The 15,665-nt window shown below is 64.9% G+C and carries 12 protein-coding genes and 1 pseudogene; 2 read left to right on the plus strand and 11 right to left on the minus strand.

Annotated features, from left to right (window positions below; genetic code table 11):
- The first annotated feature begins 125 nt into the window (after positions 1 to 125).
- Positions 126 to 914 (plus strand): hypothetical protein, encoded by a 789-nt coding sequence (locus tag KSS94_RS10030; protein WP_225935859.1) that lies wholly within the window; start codon positions 126 to 128, stop codon positions 912 to 914.
- A 3-nt stretch (positions 915 to 917) separates the two neighbouring features.
- Positions 918 to 3,098, plus strand: a complete 2,181-nt coding sequence (locus tag KSS94_RS10035; RefSeq protein ID WP_217842821.1) for a lipase family protein — start codon at positions 918 to 920, stop codon at positions 3,096 to 3,098.
- Positions 3,099 to 3,415: 317 nt separating this feature from the next.
- On the opposite strand, the gene KSS94_RS10040 is transcribed toward KSS94_RS10035, so the two are convergent.
- From KSS94_RS10040 to KSS94_RS10085, 11 genes and pseudogenes are all read right to left on the minus strand, one after another.
- Positions 3,416 to 4,501 (minus strand): LLM class flavin-dependent oxidoreductase, encoded by a 1,086-nt coding sequence (locus tag KSS94_RS10040; RefSeq protein WP_217842822.1) that lies wholly within the window; start codon positions 4,499 to 4,501, stop codon positions 3,416 to 3,418.
- A gap of 141 nt (positions 4,502 to 4,642) precedes the next feature.
- The gene (locus KSS94_RS10045) at positions 4,643 to 5,977 is read right to left on the minus strand and encodes an LLM class flavin-dependent oxidoreductase (RefSeq protein ID WP_217842823.1); all 1,335 of its coding nucleotides are present in this window, start codon (positions 5,975 to 5,977) and stop codon (positions 4,643 to 4,645) included.
- Between the two features lie 307 nt (positions 5,978 to 6,284).
- On the minus strand, positions 6,285 to 7,055 hold the full coding sequence (locus KSS94_RS27555; protein WP_437180007.1) for an ABC transporter ATP-binding protein: 771 nt from the start codon (positions 7,053 to 7,055) through the stop codon (positions 6,285 to 6,287).
- Positions 7,050 to 7,904: pseudogene (locus KSS94_RS27560) on the minus strand (ABC transporter ATP-binding protein); the annotation flags it as partial. The gene KSS94_RS27555 and the pseudogene KSS94_RS27560, both read right to left, overlap by 6 nt.
- A complete protein-coding gene (locus KSS94_RS10055) occupies positions 7,901 to 8,815 on the minus strand; it encodes an ABC transporter permease (RefSeq protein WP_225935860.1) in 915 nt (304 codons plus the stop codon). The pseudogene KSS94_RS27560 and the gene KSS94_RS10055, both read right to left, overlap by 4 nt.
- A gap of 1 nt (position 8,816) precedes the next feature.
- The gene (locus KSS94_RS10060) at positions 8,817 to 9,767 is read right to left on the minus strand and encodes an ABC transporter permease (RefSeq protein WP_217842825.1); all 951 of its coding nucleotides are present in this window, start codon (positions 9,765 to 9,767) and stop codon (positions 8,817 to 8,819) included.
- Positions 9,764 to 11,389: an ABC transporter substrate-binding protein gene (locus tag KSS94_RS10065; RefSeq protein ID WP_217842826.1), complete on the minus strand. Its 1,626-nt coding sequence runs from the start codon at positions 11,387 to 11,389 to the stop codon at positions 9,764 to 9,766. The genes KSS94_RS10060 and KSS94_RS10065 overlap by 4 nt, the downstream gene beginning before the upstream one ends.
- A gap of 116 nt (positions 11,390 to 11,505) precedes the next feature.
- Positions 11,506 to 12,300 carry a class II aldolase/adducin family protein gene (locus tag KSS94_RS10070; protein ID WP_217842827.1) on the minus strand — a complete coding sequence of 265 codons (795 nt, stop codon included), beginning with the start codon at positions 12,298 to 12,300 and terminating at the stop codon, positions 11,506 to 11,508.
- A gap of 17 nt (positions 12,301 to 12,317) precedes the next feature.
- Positions 12,318 to 13,262, minus strand: coding sequence for a D-isomer specific 2-hydroxyacid dehydrogenase family protein (locus KSS94_RS10075; protein ID WP_217842828.1), 945 nt, complete (start codon positions 13,260 to 13,262; stop codon positions 12,318 to 12,320).
- Complete coding sequence (locus tag KSS94_RS10080) at positions 13,259 to 14,392, minus strand: acyl-CoA dehydrogenase family protein (RefSeq protein WP_217842829.1); 1,134 nt, start codon at positions 14,390 to 14,392, stop codon at positions 13,259 to 13,261. Before KSS94_RS10080 ends, KSS94_RS10075 begins: the two co-directional genes overlap by 4 nt.
- Before the next feature lie 189 nt (positions 14,393 to 14,581).
- Positions 14,582 to 15,472 carry a LysR family transcriptional regulator gene (locus KSS94_RS10085; protein WP_217842830.1) on the minus strand — a complete coding sequence of 297 codons (891 nt, stop codon included), beginning with the start codon at positions 15,470 to 15,472 and terminating at the stop codon, positions 14,582 to 14,584.
- Positions 15,473 to 15,665 lie beyond the last annotated feature (193 nt).

A 15,665-nucleotide genomic window follows, 5' to 3' on the forward strand; every position in this document is an offset into this window, starting at 1 on the left:
TCGAGGTAACTACGCTGACTTTAGTGATTTCATAATGCCGGATGGCCGAGTTTGTAATGTATATCCCAGTTGCAGTGAGTGAGCGAAGGTGTTCTGGTGCAATCTAATGCGAAAAGGGGCTGGCAATGCCAATGATGGTGAGAGGAAGGTCTTTCTATTTGCTTGTAATGCTTTTCGGAGTTTCTCTGCTTGTCGGATGTTCAGATAAAGAAGCCAATACATTTACCTTGGTCGGTGAGTTGCCGCCAGGTTTCGCATACTCAGCAGGCGTGTGGTATGTCCCTGATCCTGAGAGAAAATGTGAAGTGACAGATTGGCGGAGAACGATGCCGTCGCTAAATAGGAAATGGCGTCAAGACTATAACCCTGTAGCAGTCATCGAAATTCGAAAGATCATAAAGGGCTGTCACATGATTTTGAGCCGAATCAAGATGGAGATTCATGCGGCGTATGGAGATAAGTTCCACCAGGTTAGTTACGACAATGCGAGCATTGGCGTGCTTTTGGATGTGCCTGAGGAAGCGCGGCGTGTGATGACGTCTGAACGCGAAGATACGTTTTATGGGGAATGCCAATGGCTGTTTCGTACTGCCGGCAAAACGCGTGTGATATGGAAGCTTCTTGATTGTAAGAAAGATAACGAGCGAGGCGAGAAAGGCCGAGGGAAGCCGTTTGCGTTGTATGCCTTGGATCAACTTCCGGGGCTTACAGTAAGGATGAATGTTCGGTTGGCTGAAAAAGAACGACCCTCCATGGGGGATACTTGGGTTGAGTTTGCTAACGGCTGGAAGCGTTGCCTAGGGGAGGGAATGGATGACGTCAGAGGATTCTGTCGTGGGAATTATTCAGATTTTAGCGAGTTTATTATGCCCGATATGAGGCGATGCACTATTTATCCTGGGTGTGAGGAGTGATTTATGAAGTGTCAGGATGACTTTTTGGCCGAGCTTCATAGGTCGCTTAATGGGGCCATGTTGGTGTGCCCAGTCAGGGGGCAGGAAACCAGTTTTCAGTTGGTTGATGAGCTGGGGGCTGGTGTTTCCTATGCTGGAGTTTTTTATGAGGTTGTTGATAGCGAGGGGGAGGTCTATCGGGGAGTGTTGGATGTCGAAGGGCGAGGTAGCGTTGAAAACCATTTTGAGGGATTGCTAGTATTGCGGTTCAGCAGTATTTATGTGGGTGATGACAGTATTTACACGGACCTTCAAATACGTGATCACTACCCACTAAAAGTCACCGAGTTGCAGGTGCGCGCGGAAAATACAACCTATCGGTACTCTGATGCGTCTCGCACACCAAGCAATCCAGCGCAAGTACATGCTGACTACTTTTACCAAGTAGAAGTCAGTGAACTGGTACGCCACAACAGTCATTTACCCCCATTGTCCAAGCGTGCCTTCCCACCGCAGTCGGCTATTAACGTGATCATGGGTGCCCATGGTGAATGGGGCGTTGGCCTGATGCCTGGCAAGCACACCGTTCTGGAAGTTCGGCCATTGCGGGCGCTCAGGCCCATGCTGTCCACTGCGCCTGAATTCTGTGTCTTGAACCTCTACCAGCTATCCCTGATGGCAACTCTCAGCTATAGCCCGTTCGGGCAGGACCCGGAGGAGCACCCGGTCATGGCGCCATCGGTAACCTTCCCCAATGTGCCGAGCATGGGCAATTGGTTCGGCGAGGCGTTGGCCAATTCGCAGGAAATCTGGCGTGTAGATGCTGCCCAGCAGCAGGCGTGTTTTCCTCTGTATGAGGATGTGCCGTATTCGGAGCGTTGGGAAATCGTGCCTTTCGACCCGAAGTTGTACTCGGCAAACGACCCGGCACTTGGGGAGCAGCAGGAAAACCCAGCCAATATTCATTTCCTCGACGATAGAAACCTCCATGACTCCACCGATACACAGGCCTACATTACCCACAATGCAGAGGTGATGGTCGTCGCGATTCGAGGCACCAATGAACTCATGGCAGACGTATGGCGCGATCTCGACGCACTTCAGGTGCCCTTTGCAGAGGGTGAGGGGCGGGTGCATCGAGGGTTTTACGAGGCTGCACAGAGGGTGTTCGGCTTCGTCTCCAGCTACAGGGCCAGGTTCCAGCAAAACCAGCAACTGATCATCTGCGGCCACAGCCTCGGCGGCGCCGTAGCGCTGCTGCTGTCCGAAATGCTTCGCCGCACCGACCCAACCCTAACCCTGCAGCTCTACACCTACGGCGCCCCCCGCGCCGGCGACACCACGTTCATGCAAGGCGCCGCCGACCTGGTCCACTACCGTATGGTCTACGACGACGACCCTGTCCCCAGCCTGCCGGCGCCGTGGATGAACACCCGCTGGGATGTGGTCGCCCAGGGGGTGAAAGACACTGCCGTGAAGTCGGGGGTCGGCGTGGGGCGCATCGTTTCGGGCCTGATCAACTGGGATGGCGAAGACTTCGAGCACCATGGCGAGCTGCGTCACTTTTTGCCGGTGCCGTTCGCCAAGGGCGAAACCTCGGCAATTCTCTGGCGCCCGGGCTGTCGCACCCTCATCGACAAGGCCCTGTGCAGCCGGGTGCTTGACCAGACGCATGGCCTGCCCGCGCGGGGCCGCCTGCCGCTGCAGGTGGTCAAGTTTACCGACCACAAGATGCTCGACAGCTACATCCCGGCCTGCTGGGCGACCCTGCGCCGCTACCAGCAGGCGCTGGAGGCTGGCATCGCGCCGGTGTCGCAGCGCGAGCGTGCGGCTGTGCAGGGCATGATCAGCGATGTCGACCGGCAACTGGAGCGCCATGCCTTGCGCATTCAGGAGCGCGCCCGGCACTCGCCGGATGACGCCCTCTACCTGCACCTGCTGCGCGAAGACAAACGCCTGCTCAAGGAAACCCAGCAGCGGCTGGATACCTTGGCCGGGGTGGCGGTCAGTGAAGCGATGGTGTACGGCAACCAGGCCGGTACCGGGCAGTTGGCCGAGGCGCTGGCGCGCTGGCATGGCCATGCGCCGAACAACCGCGCCGAGCAGATGGCGCAGGCGCCGCAGGAGGTGATCGATACCAGCCCGGTTGGCAGGCCGGGGCCGGGGTTCGACGAGATCATGGCTTATGTGAACGGGCCTTGGTGATCGGGCCATGGGTATGTGCTGTGTTGTCTGGCCCTATCGCCGGCAAGCCGGCTCCTACAGGTACGGCACTGACCTGAAGCTGATGCAATCCCTGTGGTGAGCGGCCTTGTGTCGCGATTGGGCTGCGCAGCAGCCCCGGCGATTTTGCATGAGGTCGAGCCCCTGGGGCTGCCATGCAGCCCAATCGCGACACAAGGCCGCTTCCCACAGGGATCGCGAAGCCTTCAAGCCGCTCCCACAGAATCTTCGTTAAATCAACGAGTTGTGATTTGTTCCATAGGAGCCGGCTTGCCGGCGATAGGGCCCTGCCAGGCGAATCAGGCTCTGCGCTGCTCGCGCCCACCTGCCACCAGGGCGCGAATCCGCGGTATCAGCTCCTGCCCGTATTCCACCGCATCACGCAGCTGATCGAAGCCACGGAACAGGAAGGTACTCACCCCCAGCTCGTAGTACGCCAGCGCCGCCTCGGCGACCTGGTCCGGCGTCCCCACCAGCGAGGTGGAGTTCCCCGCGCCGCCGCCTAACGCGGCGATTTCGGTCCACAGCCGGGTGTCATGCACCTTGCCGGCCAGTTGCACCAGCCGCTCCGAGCCCACGTTGCTCTTACCGAAATTCTTCTCGCGGCGGTTGCCCTGGCGGATGCCGATGCGTTGCTTGGCATCGCTGAGAATGCGCTCGGCGCGGGCCCAGGCTTCGTCCTCGGTGGCACCCAGGATCGGGCGCAGCGACAGGCTGAAGCGGATGTGCTTTTCGCGCCCGTAGCGGGCGGCGGCCTTGCGCACCTGGGCGATGCGCTCGCGCACCTGCTCCAGCGGCTCGCCCCACATCATGTACACGTCGGCATGCTTGGCGGCCACCTCCACCGCAGCGTCCGAGGCGCCGGAGAAGTAGATGGGCAGCTTGCCTACCGGCTTGACCAGGGTCAGGTTGTCTTCCACCCGGTAATGGGCGCCCTGGTGGTCGAAGGGTTCGGTCTGGGTCCAGGTGTTGCGCAGCACCTGCAGGTACTCGTCGGTGCGGGCGTAGCGGGCGTCCTTGTCGAGGAAATCGCCATCGCGCTGCAGGTCGCCGCTGTCGCCGCCGGTGATCACGTTGATCGAGGCGCGGCCACGGCTGAGTTGGTCGAGGGTGGCGAACTGGCGGGCGGCGAAGGTGGGCGCCTGAAAGCCCGGGCGGTGCGCCACCAACAGGCCGATGCGCTCGGTGAGGGCGGCCACGTAGCTGGCCAGGATCATCGAGTCTGGCGCGCTGGTGTTGACCGCCAGCAGGGCCTTGTCGAAGCCGCCGTATTCCTGGGCCTGGGCGAAGGCCTTGATGAATTCCAGGTCCACCAGCGGGCCGCGTGGGGCCTGGGATTCGCTGCCTTCCTGGGGGCCGATGAGGCCGATGAATTCGAGGGTCATTGGGCAAAATTCCATTTTGATGAGGGGGGAGGGGGCCGCGTTGCGGCCCATCGCGGCGCAAGGCCGCTCCTACAGAAGAGCGCCGCCCCTTGTAGGAGCGGCCTTGTGTCGCGAAAGGACCGCAAAGCGGTCCCGGCAATCTCAAGCCACAGCGCTTTGGCTACGGCGTACCGTGTTGCGGTTCTCTGGCACCGCCAACCCGAAGTTGTCACGCAAGGTGCTACCCGGGTACTCGCTACGCACCAGCCCCCGCTCTTGCAGCAATGGCACCACCAGCTCGGTGAAGTACTGCAGCCCGTCCGGCAGCAACTGGTTGATGATGAAACCATCCGCCGCCCCCTGCTCGAACCAATGCTGCAGCGCATCGGCCACTTGCTGCGGGGTGCCGGTGAAATCGCGCCGTGGCCGCGAGAAGCGCAATGCCAGCTGGCGCAAGGTCAGCCCCTCGTCACGGGCCAGTTGCTTGAGCTGGTCGGCGGTGCCCTTGTGGCTGTTGTCACCCAGGGTGCCCAGGTCGGGGAAGGGCGCGTCCAGGTCGTGCTGGCTGAAGTCGTAGTCGTTGAACGGCCGGCCCAGGGCAACGATGGCATCCTCGATGCTCACCAGCTCCACCGCCTGCTGGTAACGGCTTTGCACCTCGGCTTCATCGCGCCCGACAATGGGCCGGATGCCCGGCAGAATGAACAGCTGTTCTGGGTCGCGGCCGTGCTGTGCGGCGCGTTTTTTCAGGTCCTGGTAATAGGCCCGGGCATCGGTGAACGACTCGGGGCTGACGAATATCGCATCGGCGTTTTGCGCGGCGAAATTGCGCCCGTCGTCCGACACCCCGGCCTGGAAGATCAGCGGCTGGCCCTGGGGCGAGCGCTGGATGTTCAACGGCCCCTTCACCTTGAAGAACTCGCCCTGGTGGCCAAGGGTATGCAGCTTGTCGGGGGCGAAGTATTCGCCGGTCTGCTTGTTGCGGGTAAAGGCGTCGTCCTCCCACGAGTCCCACAGCCCCTTGACCACCTCCACATGCTCGCGGGCGATGCGGTAGCGCACGGCGTGGGGCGGGTGCTCGGCCTTGCCGAAATTGTCGGCGGTGCCCGACAGCCACGAGGTGACCACGTTCCAGCCGGCGCGCCCGCCGCTGATCAGATCCAGCGAGGCGAACTGGCGCGCCACCTGGAAGGGTTCGCTGTAGCTGACCGTGACCGTGGCCACCAGGCCGATGTGCTGGGTAACCGCTGCCAGCGCCGAAAGAATGGTCAGCGGCTCGAAGCGGTTGAGGTAGTGGGGGCTGGAGCGGGCGTGAATGTGCAGGCTGTCGGCGATGAAGGCGAAGTCGAATTTCGCGGCCTCCGCCAGTTGCGCCTGCTGCTTGTAGAAACCGAAGTTGACGCTGGCATCGGTCAGCGCCTTGGGGTGGCGCCATTCGCCCCAGCCGTGGCCGACACCGTGGATCATCGCGCCGAGTTTGATCTGTCGCTTGCTCATGGGGAGTCCTTCTGCAATCAGGTTGTGGAGGCCTCCGCCGGGTGTGGGGTCGGACTGGTAAGAGGGGACGTTAGCGTGGGGGAGAGGGGCTTGTGAAAGGCTTTGTGGTTCTAAGCTAATTATGCGAATTACAAATAATTATTTTTTTTATTATGCATTGCAATGTGGATTATGGGGCCGCTTTGCGGCCCGTCGCGACACAAGGCCGCTTCCCACAGGAATTGCTCAGGCCTGAGGGTTATGCGATCCCTGTGGGAGCGGCCTCGTGTCGCGATGGGCTGCGCAGCAGCCCCATGGCCCTTAAGCCTTACACCGCCACCGGCAACACACTGCGCGAATACCCCGGTATCGCCGCAATCAGCTCGCGGGTATAGCGGCTGCCCGGCTGCGACAACACCTGCACCGCCGGCCCCTGTTCCACCACCTGGCCCCGGCGCAGCACCAGCACCTGGTCGGCCATGCTCGCCACCACCGCCAGGTCATGGGACACCAGCACATAAGCCATGCCCAGCTCGCGCTGCAGCTCATCCAGCAGCGCCAGCACCTGCGCCTGCACCGACACATCCAGCGCACTCACCGGCTCGTCCAGCAGCAACACTTCTGGCTCCAGCGCCAGCGCCCGGGCTATCGCCACCCGCTGGCGCTGCCCGCCGGACAACTCCTTGGGCAGCCGGTCGAGAAACTGCACCGGCAACTGCACCTTGGTTATCAGCTCCCGCGCCCGGCGCTCCAGCGCCTCGCCCTCGAGCAGCCCGAACGCCACCAGCGGCTCGACGATACTGTCGAACACGGTAAAGCGCGGGTCGAGGGCGGCGAAGGGGTTTTGCTGCACCAGCTGGATACGCCGGCGCAGCGGCCGGAACGCCCGCCAGCTGTGCCTGGTGACGTCGATGCCGGCAAACGCCACGCTGCCGCTGCTGGGTTTTTCCAGCCCCAGGGCGATGCGCAGTGCGGTGCTTTTGCCCGAGCCGGACTCGCCGACAATGGCCAGGGTCTGGCCGGCATGCACTTCAAGGTTCAGGTCATGCAATGCAGTAAAGTGCGCGTCCTGCCCCGGCAGGGCAAAGCGTTTGCCCACGTGGCTCAGGCGCAGCAGCGCCGGCCCTTCGGCCACCCTTGGCCGGTGCCGGGGCACGAAGGCGGGCGCGGCATTGAGCAGGTCGCGGGTATACGGCTGCTGCGAGCCCCACAGCACCTGGCGCGGCGAGGCATGCTCCACCAACTGCCCGTGGCGCATCACCAGCAGGCGGTCGGCGCGATCGCACGCCATGCCTAAGTCATGGGTGATGATCAGCAGCGAAATACCGCGCTCGGCCACCAGCTGTTGCAGGTGGTCGAGGATGCGCCGCTGCACCGTTACATCCAGCGCGCTGGTGGGTTCGTCGGCAATGATCAGGCGCGGGTTGCCGGCCAGGGCGATGGCAATCAGCACCCGCTGGCGCATGCCGCCAGACAACTCGTGGGGGTACTGGCGGGCGCGCAGCGCCGGGTCGTCCAGGCCAACCTGGGCCAGCAGCGCCTGCACATCGGCTTCCAGCCCCGGGTAGCGGCGCACCCCCTTGGCCAGCAACAGCGCCTCGGCAATCTGCTGGCCGATGCGCAAGGTGGGGTTGAGGCTGACCATCGGGTCCTGGGGCACCAGGCCGACGGTGCGCCCGCGCAACTGGCGCCGGGCCCGTTCACTGGCCTTGGCCACATCCACCCCGGCTACCCACAGCTCGCCCTGGTCGACCTGGGCATTGCCCGGCAACAAGCCGAGCAGGGCGTTGGCCAGGGTCGACTTGCCCGAGCCGGACTCGCCGACGATGGCCAGGGTCTCGCCCTGTTGCAGGCTGAACGACAACCCCTGCACGGCGTGGGTACGTTGCCCGGCAAAGCGGTAGCTGACACTGAGGCCGCGGACCTCGATCAAGGGCGGTTGGCTCATCGGGCATGCTCCTCGACGCTGCGCGCCAGGTGATTGAGGCTGAACACCACCGCCACCACGAACAGCCCCGGCAGCAGGGACACCCAGGGTGCGGTAATCAAAAAGTGGCGGCCGTTGGCAATCAGCGTGCCCCATTCCGCCGCCGGCGGTGCGGCGCCAAAGCCGAGAAAGCTCAAGCCGGCGGTAGCCAGGATGGCCGCGCCGAAGTCCAGGGTGGCGAGTACCGCCACCGGCCCCCAGGCGTTGGGCAGCACGTGGCGCAGTAACGTGCGCGCCCAGCTGGCGCCGCCCAGGCGCGCGGCCTCGACGTAGGGCAGGGTCTTGATGCGCAGCACTTCGGCGCGGGTGGTGCGGGCAAAGCCCGGGATGATGCCCACCCCCACGGCGATGGCCACCGGCACCGTGCCAAAGCCGATGGCGGTGACGATGGCCAGGGCCAGCAACAGGCCAGGCAGGGCCAGCAGCACGTCGATGATGCGCATCAAGGCCGCGTCCAGGCGCCCGCCGGCAAAGCCGGCCAGCACCCCCAGCCCGAGGCCGCCGGCCAGGGCAATCGCCACCGCCAGCAGCGCCGCCAGCACGCTCAGTCGCGCGCCGTACACCACCCGGGTGTACAGGTCGCGGCCCAGTTCGTCGGTGCCGAACCAGTGCACCAGGCTCGGCGCGCTGAGTTTGTCGGCCGGGGAGGTGGCATAGGGGTCGAAGCTGCTCAGCAGTTGTGGCACCAGGGCCGCCAGCAGGGCGAACAGCACCACCAGCAACGCCAGGCTAAAACCCGGCCGGCGCAGCAGCGGCGCTGCTGCCTGGTGCAGGCGCTGCCAGCGGGTGCGGCGCTTCCAGCCTGTACCCGGGGCGGCAACGCCCCCTGTAGGAGCCGGCTTGCCGGCGATGAAGCCCACATCGATAGTCATCTCAGCTCACCTTGGCCGTATGGGTAATCCGCGGGTCAAGCCACGGGTAAAGCAGGTCGACGATCAAATTCACCACCACAAAGGCCGCCGCCGACACCGCGACAATCGCCAGCACCACCGGAATGTCCTGGCGCAACACCGCCTCCTGGGCCAGGCGCCCGACGCCATTGCGCGAAAAGATGGTTTCCACCAACACCGCGCCGGACACCGTGTTGCCCACCTGCAGCCCCACCAGGGTCAGCAGTGGCAATGCTGCGTTGCGCAGCCCGTGGCGCGCCTGCACCTGGGCGCGGCTCAGGCCCTTGGCAAAGGCCGTGGCGATGTAGGGCTCCTGCCACACCCCGGCAAAGCCCCGTTGCAGCACCTGGGCGTACACCGCCGCACTGGGGATGGCCAGGGTCACCGCCGGCAGCACCAGGCTGGCAAAGCCCTGGCTGCCGGTGGCCGGGAACCAGCCCAGGCCGAAGGCGAACACCTGGATCAGCAGCAGGCCCATCCAGAACACCGGCACCGAAAAGCCCAGTGACGGCAGGCGGGTGAGGGCGCTCTTGAGCGGGCGCCATTGCAGGTAGGCGGTCAGGTAGGCCAGGCCCACTCCGGCCAGCAGCGACAGCACGATGGCCAGCCCCGCCAAAGCCAAGGTTTGCGGCAGGCGCTCGGCCAGCAGCGCGGTCACCGGCCGGCCCAGCGACAGCGACTGGCCCAGGTCGCCATGTATGGCGCGCCAGAGCAGGTCGAAGTACTGCTCGAACAATCCCTTGTCCAGCCCGTAGTAGGCGCGGGCGCGGGCCAGGTCCTCGGGCGACAGGCCGTCGGCCTCCATGCCTGAGGCGCTGAGCATGATCGCCAGGGTGTCGCCCGGCAGCAGGTAGAGGATGAAGTAGCTGATGGTGTAGGCGCCCCACAACACCAGCAGTGCCTGGCCGATGCGGCCGATCAGGTAGCGTTTCATGGCTGGCCGACCTGGATGTCACTGAGGAAGGCAAAGCCCTCGGCGGTCCAGCGGAAGTCCTTGACCCGTGGCGCGGTGGCTGCCTGCCACACCCGCTCGTATAGCGGGAACGCCGAGGCCTCGTTCACCAGCAGGTCCTGCAACTGGCCATAGGCGTCGGCGCGCTGGGTGTCGGCGGTGGCGGTGATGCCCTGGTCGAACAGCGCCTGCACCTTGGGCAGGGTGTGCGGCTCGTAGCTGTTGGTGGCAAGGGTTGCGCTGTTGGCCGCGCGCGGGTCGAGGATGGTCTGCAGGATGATCGGGTCGGCGCGGGTCATGTAGGTCGAGGTCAGGTCGTAGTTGCCCGAGGCGTTGCCGGCCACCCATTCGGCGCGGGTCAGCACGTTCAGCTTGAGGTCGATGCCCACCTTGCGCAGTTGGTCCTGCACCAGCACGTCGCCGGCGCTTTCGGCGGGGCTGATGTTGTAGCGCAGGGTCAGGCGCTGGCCGTTCTTGTGCCGGTAGCCATCGTCACCCTTGTGCCAGCCGGCGCCCTCGAGCAGTTGCTCGGCGCCCTTGGGGTCGTAGGCGAGCTTGTCGGCCTGTGGCTTGAAGTACGGCGTGGTCACGTCGTACACCCCGCTGACCACCGGAAACTCGGCGTTGTACACGGTGTGCGCGTAGCTTGTGCGGTCGATGGCTTTTTGCAGCGCCAGGCGCACCTGGCGGTCGCCCAGCAGGCGGTCGTTGCGGGTGTTGGGGTACAGGTTCAGCGCCGGGCCAGGCAACGAGCGGCTCTGGATGGTCGCGCCCTTGCTCTGGAACAGCTTCAGGTCCACCTCGGAGAACGGGTTGCGCGGCCACAGGATGTCGGCCTTGCCCTGCAGGAACAGGCCGTTGCGCACGCTTTCTTCGGCGATGTAGCTGATCTCGACCGCGTCCAGGTGCGCAGCGCCCGGGTTGTGCACGTTGGCCGAAGCCCAGGCGTAGTCGGCGCGCTTGACCAGCCGCGCACCCACTTCGGGGGTGTAGTGCTCGAGCACGAACGGGCCGGTGCCGATGATCTTGCCCAGCGAGCGTTCCTGGGCGCTGAGCTTGTACGAGGCCGGGGCCAGAATCGCCAGGTTGGTGGTGGAGGTGGCCTGCAGGAAGCCGGCATTGGGCTTGGCCAGCACCAGGCGCACGGTGAAGTCGTCGATCACCTCGGCGTGGTCGTAGCCGGCCAGGTAGGTGGCGCCGAAGGTGGCCGGCAGCTGGGTGGCGAAGGCCTTGTTGCTGTCGAAGGCGGCCTTCACCGCATGGGCGTCGAAGCGCTCGCCGTTGCTGAAGGTGACGTCCTGGCGCAGGTGGAAGGTGTAGCTCAGGGCATCGCTGCCCACCTCCCAGCTTTTGGCCAGCCACGGGATGATGCGGCCGCTTTGCGGGTCCTGGTCGGTGAGCGATTCGGCAACGTTGCGCAGCAGCACGCGGTGTTCCAGCCAGTAGACCTGGAACGGGTCGACGCTGACCAGGGTGGTGTTGTCGCCCCAGAAGGCGATGTTGAGGGTGTTGCGGGTGGCGGTGTTGTCGGCGGGGGAGCAGGCATTGAGTGCCAGGGCCAGGGCCAGGGCGCCGAGGGCGAACAGGCGGTGCAGTGGGGGCATGGGGTGGTCCTTCAGAAGGGGGTAGTGGTTTGCTGGCCCTATCGCCGGCAAGCCGGCTCCTACAGGGACCGCGTGTAGGAGCCGGCTTGCCGGCGATAGGGCCGGTACAGGCTGGCTCAGTCCTGGTACTCAAGCCCCTCCCGCTCCAGTTGGCGGATCAACGCATCCCAGTGCCGCTGGATCCCTTCACCCTTGCCATCGGAAAACCGCTTGGACTGCTCATGCACCTTGGCAATCGCCGCTGGCGAGGCATGCAGCAACTGCTCATTGCCCCCGGCCTGGGCCGCCACCTGGATATTGCAGGCCCGCTCCAGCCCGTGCAGCTCGCGGAACGCGTGCTCCACGCTGACGCCGCCGGTCAGCAGCCCGTGGTTGCGCAAAATGAGGATGTTGCTGTCGCCCAGGTTGGCCACCAGGCGCTGCTGCTCGTCCAGGTCCAGGGCCACGCCTTCGTAGTCGTGGTAAACCACCCGGCTGTAGTAGGCCAGGGCGTGCTGGGAAATCGGCAGCAAACCGTCGCGCTGCGCCGACACCGCCGCGCCGTCGCGGGTGTGGGTGTGCAGCACCGCAGTGAGATCGGGGCGGGCACGGTGGATGGCGCTGTGGATCACGTAGCCGGCCTGGTTGATACCCAGCCCCAGCGGGTCGTCGATGATTGTGCCGTCGACATCCACCTTGACCAGGTTGGAGGCGGTGATTTCATCGAACAGCAGGCCGAAGGCGTTGATCAGGAAGTGCTCGTCCGGCCCCGGCACCCGCGCCGAGAAGTGCGTGTAGATATGGTCGGTCCAGCGAAACAGCGCAGCCAGGCGGTAGGCGGCGGCCAGCTTGACCCGCACCTCCCATTCTTCGGCGCTGACCCGGTCGCGCACATGCGCGGTGATGGGGGTGACGGCAGACAGTGAGGTCATGGTGTGTTCTCCGGTAATCAGTAGCCGCGTGCGGTGTCGACCAGGTTGGCCAGCGGCGCCTGCTCGCGGTAGCGGTGGAAGTTGGCGACGAAGGCATCGAGCAAGGCCGGGTAGCCGTCTGCAGAAATGGCCGAGGTGTGCGGTGACAAGAACACCCGCGGGTGCTGGTACAGCGGGTGACCGACGGGCAATGGCTCGGGGTCGGTGACGTCCAGGCTGGCGCGGCCCAACAGGCCGCTGTCCAGGGCTTCGAGCAGCGCCTGTTGGTCGAGCAAACCGCCGCGGGCGATGTTCACCAGGTGCAGGCCGGGGCGGGCGTGGGCCAGCACCTGGCGGTCGATCAGGCCGCGGGTGGCGGGGGTGAGCGGGGCGGCCAGCACCAGGTGGTCGCTGCCGGCGAACAGCTGGCGCAGGTCTTCGGCGCGCTCCACGCCGGCAATCTCGGCGATGGGCTGGCCGGGGCGGCTCAGGGCCAAAACCCGCATGCCCAGGGCCACGGCCTTGCGCGCCAGGCTCTGGCCAATGCTGCCAAAGCCGAGAATGCCCAAGATGCGGCCTCGCACCGGGGCCAGCGGGGTCAGCTGCCAGTCGGCGTCCTTCACCCACAAGCCGGGCAATTGCTTGGCGGCGGCGAACACCAGGGCCAGGGCGAACTCGGCCACCTGCTCGGCATTGGCGCCCTTGCCGCTGGTGACCGGCGGGCCCTGGAACACCCAGTCGGGGTAGAAGTCGATGCCCGAGGACACCAACTGCACCCACTTCAGGTTCCACGGCCAGCCCGGCGGCGGGATGTCGACCTGCTGCCCGCGGATGTTCACCGGGCGCAGGATGAACACATCGGCGGGCACTTCGAGGTTCAACTGGCCGAAGGGGATATCGACCACCTCGTGGTCCACCAACCGCTCGCGCAGGGCCTGGTTGGCTTGAGGGTCCAGCTGGCTGGCGATGATCGAATGGCTCATGGGGTCACCTGCGTCAACGCGTTGCGCCCGGCCTGGCCGAACACCACGTCGTCCTGGGGCGTATGGATGCGGCTGCAGAGCACATCGCGGTAGTGCCGCTCCAGCGGGTTGCGCCGCGACAGGCCAGGGTTGCCGGCGGCCTCGATGGCCAGCTCCACGGCCTGGATGGCGTTGGCGCTGACCAGGTGTTTGATCTGCCCGGCGTGATTGGCAGCGATGTGCCCGGCGGCAGCAGAATCCAGCAGGCTCTGGTTGGCGAACAGCAGGGTGTCGATACGCCCCAGGACCTCCTGGAAGCGCGCCAGGCTGGCCAGCGGCGCGCCGAGGTTGGACGGTGCGCGCTGGTTCAGGAAACCCACCAGCCAGTCCCGCGCGGCGCGGGCCACGCCGTCGTACACCGCCGGCAGCAGCACCGCCATCCACAGCAGGCTGTCGCCGTCCAGTTCGGCGCGTGGGGCGCTGGCCGGGCTGACGCTGACGGCGTGGTCGAGGGGGATCAGCACCTCGTCAAAACGCACCTCGTGGCTGCAGGTGGCGCGCATGCCTAGGTGATCCCAGTCCTCGATGATGCTGACGCCGGGGGTATCGCGGTGCACCAGAAAGCCGCCCACCAGCGGGTCGGCGTCATCGCTGCGGCCCCACACCAGGTACCAGCTCAGGCCGTGGCTGCCGGTGGAGTAGATCTTGCGCCCGCTCAGGCGCCAGCCCTCGGCGGTGCGCCGTGCCACGCTGGCGGGCAGGCCGCCGCGGGCCGGGGTGCCCAGTACCGGCTCCACGCGCAGGGCGTTGATCAGCGCGCCGTGCTGCACGGCATCGCGCGCCACCTGCGTGCGCAGGTGTTCGGGCCAGCGGGTGTCGTCCTGCAGGCGAAAGTGCTGCAGGTACTGCATCACCAGAATCAGCGCGGTGGCCGGGTCGCCCTTGCCGACCGCACCGATCACCCGGCGCGCCGTGGCCAGGTCGGCCCCGCCGCCGCCCAGGGCGCTGGGCACGGTCAGCGCCAGCAGGCCGTGGCGCTGCAGCAGGTCGAAGTTGTCCTTGGGGAACTGTGCGCTGCGGTCGTAGCGCTCGGCGTTGGCTGCCAAGGCCTGGGTAAGCTCGGCCAGGGCGGCGTCGGAAGGGTGACTCATGGGGGTTCATCCCTGAATAACGGTGGTTTGCTAAGACCGTATTCGTATGAATGAACGCTGTAAAAGTCTTTTTGGTTCTATGCTAATTATCAGTTTTTAGAATTTATAGTTTTTTAGGTTATGCATATTTTGCATTTATCGCAGGCGGCGCCAGCCCCTGTAGGAGCCGGCTTGCCGGCCATAGGGCCCTCACCCCAACAACCGATGCCCGGCCACCTCACCAAACAACTCCACCGGCCCCTGCAAATTCCCCAGGTAGCGCGGGTGGAACAGCCACAAATCCACCTGCGGCTTGAAGTCACTGACGTTCAGCACCTCCAGTTCATCCCGGTGCCGGCTGGCCAGCAACAGCGGCTCGGGTACCAGGCCCAGGCCCTGACCGTTGGCCACCAGCCCCAGCTGTAGCTCGGTGCCGAAGGTTTCCAGGTTGATCGACAGGCTCAGCCCCTGTTCGCTCAACGCCCGCTGCAAGCCGGCGCGAAAACCGCAGCCATCGGGGTTGAGCACCCAGCCGCGGGTGTAGCAGTCCTTGAGCTTGTAGCTGCGCTTGCTGGCGCTGCCCTTGGCCGCCACCACCTTGAGCGGCATGCGTGCGATCGACTGGCTGGCGATGCCTTCGGGGAAGATCTTGCCCGGCGGGAACAGCGCCGCGGCGGCGTCCAGCTCGCCGTTTTCCATGCGTGCGATCAGGCTGCTGCCCCAGCCGCTGCTGACCTGGGTGCGTAGCGGCGGGTAGGCCTCGCGGATGCGCGCCAGGGCATCCAGCAGCACCACGTCGCCGAGGGTTTGCGGCACGCCCAGGCGCAGGGTGCCGGAAGGGGCGCCGTCGTTGGCCACCAGTTCGCGCAGCGCGTCGATCTCGCGCAGGATGGCCTTGCATTGCTCGTACACCCGCAGGCCCATGGGGGTGGGTTTGAGCGGCTTGGTGTTGCGGTCGAGCAAGGTGGCGCCGAGGTCTTCCTCGAAGTTCTGCACCCGCCGGGTGATGGCTGGCTGGGTCAGTTGCAGGGCCTCGGCGGCAAGGTTGGTGGACTGGCAACGGATGACCGCCACGAAGGCGTCCATGTCATCGATTTTCATGATCGGCGCTCGCAGGAGTGAACGGGAAAATAAGCCGTCAGCATAATCTGGCTTGCAGGTAATGCCAAAATTTAAGCCGCGCCCCCATAGGGTGTCTATTGAATTTGCATATTAGATTATTCCTAAAATTACTTTTGGTTATTAAAAACTTCTCGCTACAGTCTGCCTTCACGGGTCGCACGAGGCTGCCCGC

The organism is Pseudomonas fakonensis (assembly GCF_019139895.1).
GTDB lineage: Bacteria > Pseudomonadota > Gammaproteobacteria > Pseudomonadales > Pseudomonadaceae > Aquipseudomonas > Aquipseudomonas fakonensis.

Excerpts from the sequence above, each read along its gene's own strand:
- KSS94_RS10030 (WP_225935859.1), top strand. The coding sequence starts at position 126 with ATGCCAATGATGGTGAGAGGAAGGTCTTTCTATTTGCTTGTAATGCTT.
- KSS94_RS10055 (WP_225935860.1), bottom strand. The coding sequence starts at position 8,815 with ATGACTATCGATGTGGGCTTCATCGCCGGCAAGCCGGCTCCTACAGGG.
- KSS94_RS10075 (WP_217842828.1), bottom strand. The coding sequence starts at position 13,262 with ATGAGCCATTCGATCATCGCCAGCCAGCTGGACCCTCAAGCCAACCAG.
- KSS94_RS10045 (WP_217842823.1), bottom strand. The coding sequence starts at position 5,977 with ATGAGCAAGCGACAGATCAAACTCGGCGCGATGATCCACGGTGTCGGC.
- KSS94_RS10070 (WP_217842827.1), bottom strand. The coding sequence starts at position 12,300 with ATGACCTCACTGTCTGCCGTCACCCCCATCACCGCGCATGTGCGCGAC.
- KSS94_RS10065 (WP_217842826.1), bottom strand. The coding sequence starts at position 11,389 with ATGCCCCCACTGCACCGCCTGTTCGCCCTCGGCGCCCTGGCCCTGGCC.
- KSS94_RS10080 (WP_217842829.1), bottom strand. The coding sequence starts at position 14,392 with ATGAGTCACCCTTCCGACGCCGCCCTGGCCGAGCTTACCCAGGCCTTG.
- KSS94_RS10035 (WP_217842821.1), top strand. The coding sequence starts at position 918 with ATGAAGTGTCAGGATGACTTTTTGGCCGAGCTTCATAGGTCGCTTAAT.
- KSS94_RS10040 (WP_217842822.1), bottom strand. The coding sequence starts at position 4,501 with ATGACCCTCGAATTCATCGGCCTCATCGGCCCCCAGGAAGGCAGCGAA.
- KSS94_RS10085 (WP_217842830.1), bottom strand. The coding sequence starts at position 15,472 with ATGAAAATCGATGACATGGACGCCTTCGTGGCGGTCATCCGTTGCCAG.
- KSS94_RS10060 (WP_217842825.1), bottom strand. The coding sequence starts at position 9,767 with ATGAAACGCTACCTGATCGGCCGCATCGGCCAGGCACTGCTGGTGTTG.